The sequence below is a fragment of the Streptomyces sp. JJ36 genome, from assembly GCF_021696945.1.
In the GTDB taxonomy this organism is placed as follows: domain Bacteria; phylum Actinomycetota; class Actinomycetes; order Streptomycetales; family Streptomycetaceae; genus Streptomyces.
Window position 1 is genome coordinate 1 of record NZ_JACYHE010000142.1, and the last position, 4,815, is coordinate 4,815.

Genomic DNA, 4,815 nt, shown 5'->3' on the forward strand with positions numbered 1-4,815 from the left:
TGCCGCCGTGCCGCCGTGCCGCCGTGCCGCCGTGCCGCCGTGCCGCCGTGCCGCCACACTTCCGACGGCCGCCGCCCGCCCCTCAGGTGTGGGCGGTGCCCGTACGCGCCGGGCGGCTGCTGCCGTCGCCGCCGCGGAGGGCGCGGAGGGCCAGGCCGATGAGCGTGGCGTTGACCAGCGCGGCCAGGGCCACCACCAGGTAGTAGCCGAAAGCTGACCCGTCCGGCACCAGGGCGATGGCGATGCTCGTCGGGGCCGTGACGAGGAGCGGCACGGCCCCGGCCAGGGAGGCGTCCGGGTGCTCCACGAAGGTGCTGTCGACCCACACCCAGGCCAGCAGGCCGGCGCAGAGGGCGAGATAGGCGCGGGAGGGCCAGTTCCCGGTCATCGCCTGGACTATCCGGTGCGTACGGCTGCGGCTGTTCTTCCCCGTCATCCCCATGTTCCGGCCTTCCGTCCCTGCGGTGCGCTTCCGGCTACCGCTCTCTACGTCCAGCGTCGCAAGGAGGCGTTGCCGACCGCATGAGTACGCGTACTCAACCGCCCGCGGTGCTGTCACCCCGCGGGCGGCGCACCTCGTCGCGGACGTCCGCGACCAGCTCGGCGAAGCGCTCCAGGTCGACCTCGGACGGGTTCTTCTCCCAGGTCGCGGGGCTGTTGTCGACGACCACGGCTTGGCTGTGCCGGTCCACCCAGGAACAGACCGGCATGGTGCTCCGCACCCCCTCCTCCGCCCGCACCTGCACCTCGCAGAGCAGCTTCCCGCCGCCGTCCTCCGGCGTGATGGTGCGGCGGGGGACCACGACCTCCTGGTGCGGGTTCTTCGCGCTCCCGTCGAGCATGCCCGGGTCGGGGTAGAAGGGGTTCTCCTGCGGGGAGCTCATGCCCGTGTACAGGAGTTGCCGGTCGCCGGAGGCCGAGACGTAGCGCCCCGCCTTGTTCTCCAGGGAGCGCTCGTAGTCGGTGGTGCGGGGCCGGGCTTCGGAGAAGGTGTCGCTGAGGTCCTCGGAGAGCGTCCAGGAGCCGTCGAGCAGCGTCTCCGGCAGGGTGAGGGTGTAGACGGGAGCGGCAGGGTCGGTGGGCGGCGGGGGCTCGGGGTAGCTGGAGCCCCCGTACATCTGCAGCAGGCTGTAGACGGCGAGGCCCAGGCCGGTCAGGGAGAGCACGCCGATCAGCACGGACTTGTCCTGCCGCCGGGGCGGAGGGGGGCCGCCCCAGGGGGCGGGCTGCTGCGCGGAGGGGTACGGCTTCCCGTGCGGCGGCTGACCGTACGGGGCCTGCGGCGGTCGGCCGTACGGCGGCTGCCCGTACGGCGCTTCGGCGGAGCCCGGCTGTCCGTACGGGGCCTGCGGCGGCTGCCCGTACCCGTACCCGGCCGGTGCCTGCTGCCCCTGGGGCGGGACGGCGTACGGCGGGTACGGCGCGGCTCCCGGGCCCTGCGGCGGCGGTGGCGGCGGCTGCTGCGCGGACATGGTTCCCCCTCGGTCGCTCGCGATCGTGGGGGAGCGTACCTTGCGTGTCGAGGCGACTACGCACAGGGGCGGCCGGGCGGAGGCTCCTGCCCGCCGCCCGCATGCGTATCGCGTCAGCCGTCCTGGCGGGGGCCGGGGGCGCTCTCGTCCGTCTCCGGGGTTCCGTCCCGCCCGCTGCCGGGCCCGTTCTCCGTGCTCCGGGAGCCGTCCGCCCCGCCGCTAGCGCCGTCGTCCGCCCCGCGCACGGCGTACGCCTCCACCGACCAGAGCGAGTAGCCGAAGCGCGTCGCCCGCTCCATGCCCTGGATGCGCACGAAGCGGGTGTCCGCGGGGGCGTCCATCCGCACGGTCTCCCGGCCGCCGCGGCCGTCCCGTACGGTCGCCGCGGTGCGCCAGCGGCGGCCGTCCGGGGAGACCTGCACCCGGTACGCCTCGCCGTACGCCTCCTGCCAGTGCAGCCGCAGTTCGCCGACGCGCGCCGGGCGGGCCAGTGCGAGCTGGACCCAGGCGCCGTCCTCGGCCGGCGAGGACCAGCGCGTCTCCGGGTCGCCGTCGTTGACGGCGGAGGCCGGGAAGTCCGGGGTCTCGTCCCCGGATGAGGTCGCCGTGGCGTCCCGGGCAAGGTCGGGTCCGCCGGTGGGCGGGAAGGCCCGTACGGTCAGCGTGGTCCGCTGGTCACCGAAGGTCACCGGCACCCGGTGGGTGCCGGTCCGGACGTCCTCGCCGGCGCGCAGCTCGATCTCCGCCTCGGTGACGGTGCCGCGGGCCACCGTCACCCGGGAAGGAGCGTGGACCGTGAATCCCTCGGGCGCGTCCACGCGCAGCCGGGCGCGGGTGTCCGCGGGACCGGTGGAGGTGAGGCGGGCGGTGATCCTGGCGGGCTCGCCGCCGGTCGAGGCGTAGACGTCGTCCCGGGAGAGTCCGAGCGAGACCTCGGGCGCGTCGGCGTACCACGGCGTGATCTCGTGCACCACCGGCGCCCGGGACCCTTCCTGCCAGCGCAGCCGCAGCGCGTCGGCCCGTACGCCCGCCGCGTCGGCCTCCGTCCAGCCGCTCTCGGAGAGCCGGCCGAGGGGGCGCCAGCCCTCGCCCGGGACGTGGGCCTCCACGGTGCCGCGGGTGCCGGTGCCGGGCCCGGAGAGCACGGTGACGGCGCGGAGTGCGCGGGTGCGTTCCAGCGGGACGGTGAGCGCGTCCGGAGGGGCGGGCACCTCGCTCCCGTCGCGGGGCGGGGGCCCGGCGGGCGCGGTGCGTGCCCGGTACGCCGTGGCCGGGTCGCCGTCGACCGCCGCGCGCAGGCCGTGCCCGGGGCGGCCGGCGGGACCGCCGTCGGGGGCGGAGACGTCGGGCGCGGGCTGCTGCTTCTCCTTCTTCTTCCCGCCCGCGTCGCCGGACGGCGAGCCGGTGGGGGCGTGCGCGCCGCTCCAGCGCTCGAAGTCCCGCAGGGCGGTGTCGACGAAGTCGCCCAGTACGCCCTTGCCGACGGTGACCCGGCTGCGCCGGCTCTCGGCGCGCAGGCGCTCGGTCGCCAGCCGGGCCTCCCAGGCCGCAGCGCCGTCCCCGCGGGCCTGGGCGAGCAGCATGTCCACCGACCGCTCGCCCGCCGTGCCGAACCGGGCGAGCTGCTCCAGCCACGGTGCGGTCTCCGCGGCCAGCCCGTCCGGTACGTGGCCGGGCGCCTGCTGGAGGGTGCGGAAGGCGCGGCGCAGCCGGTCGGCGGCGGCGGTCAGTGCGTCGTCGTCGCCGGGGGAGGCGTACGCGGCGCGGAACCGCTCGATCAGCGGCCGCAGATACGCGGACTCCTCGGCGTCCAGCATGGAGGAGGCGTCGTTGGCGGCGAGGGCGTGCACGGCGGCGCGGGCCTGCTCACCGGTCCCGGCGACGGCGTCGACGGCCGCCCGCCAGGACTCCTGCGGGCGGTAGTCGCGCGGGTTCCAGGCGAAGTCGGCGGCGGTGAAGAGGGGGATGCGGGAGGCGGTGGGCTGTTCCATGGCGTTGGCCAGCAGCGCCGCGGAACCGGTGGCGACTGCGGGCTCCCGGCCCTGGTACGGGCCGAGGAACAGTCGTTCGGGGGCGTAGTCGTTGACCGGGTAGTTGTCCTGGGTGACGAGCCGGTGCTGGGGGAAGGCGGTGCGGGCGCCGGCGAGTTCGCCGCCGGTGATGGTGCGCGGGACGACACCCACGCCGGTCCAGGCGATCTCCACGCCGTCGTGCAGCGTGCGGGCCAGCGCGCTGCGGTAGGCGGTGCGCCCCTCCTGGTAGAACTCCGTGGGCAGCACCGAGAGCGGCGCCGCCCCCGGGCGGGCGGCCAGATGCCCGGCGACGGCGTTGGCGAGCTCGGCCTGGGCGCGGGCGGCGGCCTCGGGGCCGGTGCCGTAGGCGTCGGCGTCGGCCTCGCAGTGCCACTCCTCGTAGCTGACGTCGTCGAACCGGAGCTGGAAGGCGCCCACGCCCAGCGCCCGCATCGCGTCCACCTTGCGCAGCAGCGCGCGGCGGTCGTCCGCGGAGGAGAAGCAGAGGCTCTGACCGGGCGAGACGGCCCAGGCCAGCACCACGTGGTTGGCCTTCGCCCGCGCGGCCAGCTCGCGGAACTCGGCCCGCCGGTCCGCCGGGTAGGGGTCGCGCCACTGCGCGGCCTGGCGGTAGGGGTCCCCGCCGGGGGCGTAGAGATAGCGGTTCTGCTTGGTGCGGCCGAGGAAGTCGAGCTGGGCCAGGCGGTCCCGGTGGCTCCAGGGCTCGCCGTAGAAGCCCTCGGTGACGCCCCGCACGGGCGCCGTGGGCCAGTCGCGTACGGAGACGCCGGGGAAGCCGGGGCCGCCGGGCCCCTCGGTGACGAGCTGCCGCAGGGTCTGGGCGGCGTGGAAGAGGCCGTCGGTGCCGGTGCCGGAGAGGGCGACGGTGCCGCGGCCCTGCACCCGGCCGGTCGCGAGCCGGTAGCCGCCGGCGGGCAGGTCGCCGCGCTCGGGCGCGTCCAGGGAGCGCAGCGCGTCCCCGGCGGCCGCGCCGACCCGGACCACCGGGCCCCGCGGGCCCGGCCGTTCGCCGGGGCGCACCTCGTACAGCGTGTGGGCTCCGGCCCGGCGCAGCGTGGCGCGTACGACGTCCAGCGCGTACGGGTCGGCGTCCGGCCCGGCGACCAGCGTCGCCTGGGTGCCGACCGGCACGAAGGCGCCTCCGGCGCGCAGGGACTGGGGGCGCGGCCAGACGGTGGGGAGCGCGTCGTGGCCGGTGCGCTCCTTCTCGGGGGCGGTGGCCGCGTCGGCGCCCGGGGCGGTGGCGTGGGCGGCGGGGGCGCCGCCGAGCAGGCCGGACACCACGCCGGCGACCAGCGCGGCCGCACCCG

At 76.9% G+C, this 4,815-nt stretch carries 3 protein-coding genes; all 3 read right to left on the reverse strand.

Annotated elements, in window-relative coordinates:
- Nucleotides 1–82 precede the first annotated feature (82 nt).
- Nucleotides 83–442: an SCO4225 family membrane protein gene (locus HOY81_RS26715; RefSeq protein WP_237323284.1), complete on the reverse strand. Its 360-nt coding sequence runs from the start codon at nt 440–442 to the stop codon at nt 83–85.
- A 94-nt stretch (nt 443–536) separates the two neighbouring features.
- Nucleotides 537–1,472, reverse strand: coding sequence for a hypothetical protein (locus HOY81_RS26720; RefSeq protein WP_237323285.1), 936 nt, complete (start codon nt 1,470–1,472; stop codon nt 537–539).
- A gap of 113 nt (nt 1,473–1,585) precedes the next feature.
- A partial coding sequence (locus tag HOY81_RS26725) for a beta-N-acetylglucosaminidase domain-containing protein (RefSeq protein ID WP_237323286.1) occupies nt 1,586–4,815 on the reverse strand: 3,230 nt, incomplete at its 5' end.